We start from the raw sequence: 2,426 nt of genomic DNA, 5'->3' as shown, positions 1-2,426 counted from the left end.
GTCGGTGATTAACCCACAGCATTTATTTTTTGACCTGTCAAGGATGGCGGCAGGATGACGATAACCTAAAACATTTGGGGCTAAACCCATAAGAAAAATGATTGACCCAAATTTTTCCCAAAACCTGGCCAGGTTAAAGTTTCTGAAGAAGACTTAGTTGAACCATTTGGTCCCTCAGGAAACGAATACTTACTATTTGAAGCATCATAAGACACAACAAGAGGATTCTGATCAGATATAGTTTTAATAACACTATATGGAATTTTACCATTATTAATAACTAATGCTTGTCCACCAATTGTTGCTGTCACTTTAATCTCCGGAATGGCATTAACATTGACAAGTTGACCATTCTTGGCAAAATTAAGCACTACACCATCTGTAGGAGCAACAAATATTGTCTGGTCACTGAAATTGTCATTGAATTCATAGAAATTATTTTCAAAATGCTTGTCATTATTTCCTGGCCAGATAAATGCGTATGGTGAACTTGCAGGAATATCTGCAATAAACTTTAAGCTGTATATTTTTCCATCATCATTAAGCCCCAATTTATATGGACTAATACTTGCCTCACTGACTATCAGTTTACCATCAGTAATAGAACCAACATTCTTAATCAATGCAGGTGAATTACTATTAGTCACATCATATATAGCGGCACTCATGGTAACATCACTAAGCTGTTTAAACGTAATACCCTCCTGCATATTCTCAAATGTCTGATACCCCACTCTGAAAACATACTCACTCGAAGCTGCTTTGACTTCAAGAGTATCAAGTGGCATAAGTGTAAGCATCAAACATATAGCAATTACAAATGCAGATACCCGCTTTAATACTTTGCAAAAACCTTTCTTCATATTAATAATACCCCTTTCCCAATTTTAGATAGTAAAAACTATTTATTAGTACAATTGTACCATGATTGGGTAAATGAATCAATCAATTTTAGCAATTATCTAATATTTAAACAATAAATATATTACACATTTGTTAATATTGCACAAATCTTGTAATATAATTAATTATTCGGATTTTTTCTCAACTTTTTATTTAACTGCATACGTAATTTATGTCATGCAACATATTACTTTACTTTTCAACATTTTTCTTTTTATTTATATACTTTTCATAAAACAAGGCGTCACTAGGGTCTTCTCAAACTAAAGATAAAAAATGGCGACTGTACATTCTCCAAACATACAATCGCCATTTTCATTATCAATTGTTATTTTATAAAAGATGAGCTCTTAACTCCTCACCGCTTAAATCTGATAAATAAGCTGGTGCAATATCAAATACTGTCTTACATCCAGTCTGTCCTTCCTTATTAAGACGGGCTACTGCTCTTGCATATGCAGCAATTACAGAGCCTGTAAACTCAGGATTTGAATCAAGTGTAAGCTTGTACTCAACTACATGAGTATGCTCATTGTTCATTCCTGTAGCACCTGTACGGATTACGCTACCACCATGTGGAAGTCCACTGTGGTCTCTTGCCATCTCTTCTTCTGTGATGAAGTTAACTGTTGTATCGTAATCTGCAAAGTAGTTAGGCATGTTCTTAATCTCAGACTCGATTCTTGCAAGGTCAGCACCTTCCTCAGCTACTACGAAGCACTCTCTTACATGCTTCTGGCGTGTTGTAAGCTCTGGCTGCTTTCCTTCTCTTACAAGGTTCATTGCCTCTTCAACCGGGATTGTGTACTGTCTGCAATCCTTAACTCCATCTATACGACGAACTGCATCTGAATGTCCCTGGCTTACACCCTTGCCCCAGAATGTATAGTCCTTTCCGTCTGGGAGAATACAGTTAGCATATAATCTGTTAAGTGAGAACATTCCCGGATCCCATCCACATGAGATTACACATGTTTTTCCTGCTGCCTTTGCTGCTGCATCAACATTTGCAAAATGCTCTGGAATACGAGCATGTGTATCAAAGCTGTCTACAACATTGTACATTGCAGCATACTTTGGTGTCTGCTCAGGAAGATCTGTTGCACTCCCTCCACAGAGAATTAATACATCGATATCATCCTTCATATCCTTAAGAGCATCCTCGTGATAAACCTTAACACCCTCTGTACGAACAGTAACTGTTGCAGGATCTCTTCTTGTAAATACTGCAACTAATTCCATATCTTTATTCTTGGCAACAGCACACTCTACACCTTTACCAAGATTTCCATATCCAAAAATACCAATCTTAATCATTGCTTTTGTTTCCTTTCTTTAGTTAGTCCTCTATAAATATAATCTTTCTTAAGCAATTTTTCAATTATTTATTTCTCTATAAAATACATAAAATTTATCCTGAATTATTCACGGCAGTATAAGCGTGCACAAAATCTACCGTAGTTGCCATTACAACCACTCCCAATACCTCACCTTTCCAGAAGATAGCCTAAAAAAGGGCAGAC

At 36.3% G+C, this 2,426-nt stretch carries 2 protein-coding genes; both read right to left on the bottom strand.

What is annotated here, in order from left to right:
• Window positions 1-80: 80 nt before the first annotated feature.
• The gene (locus ACTQ1L_RS15150; protein WP_441368081.1) at window positions 81-863 is read right to left on the bottom strand and encodes a hypothetical protein; all 783 of its coding nucleotides are present in this window, start codon (window positions 861-863) and stop codon (window positions 81-83) included.
• Between the two features lie 373 nt (window positions 864-1,236).
• Window positions 1,237-2,220: a diaminopimelate dehydrogenase gene (locus ACTQ1L_RS15145; RefSeq protein ID WP_441368080.1), complete on the bottom strand. Its 984-nt coding sequence runs from the start codon at window positions 2,218-2,220 to the stop codon at window positions 1,237-1,239.
• Window positions 2,221-2,426: the final 206 nt, after the last annotated feature.

It is taken from the genome of Agathobacter sp. LCP21S3_B2 (assembly GCF_052118705.1).
Lineage (GTDB): Bacteria > Bacillota > Clostridia > Lachnospirales > Lachnospiraceae > Roseburia.
This window is presented reverse-complemented; position numbering and strand designations above follow the sequence as displayed.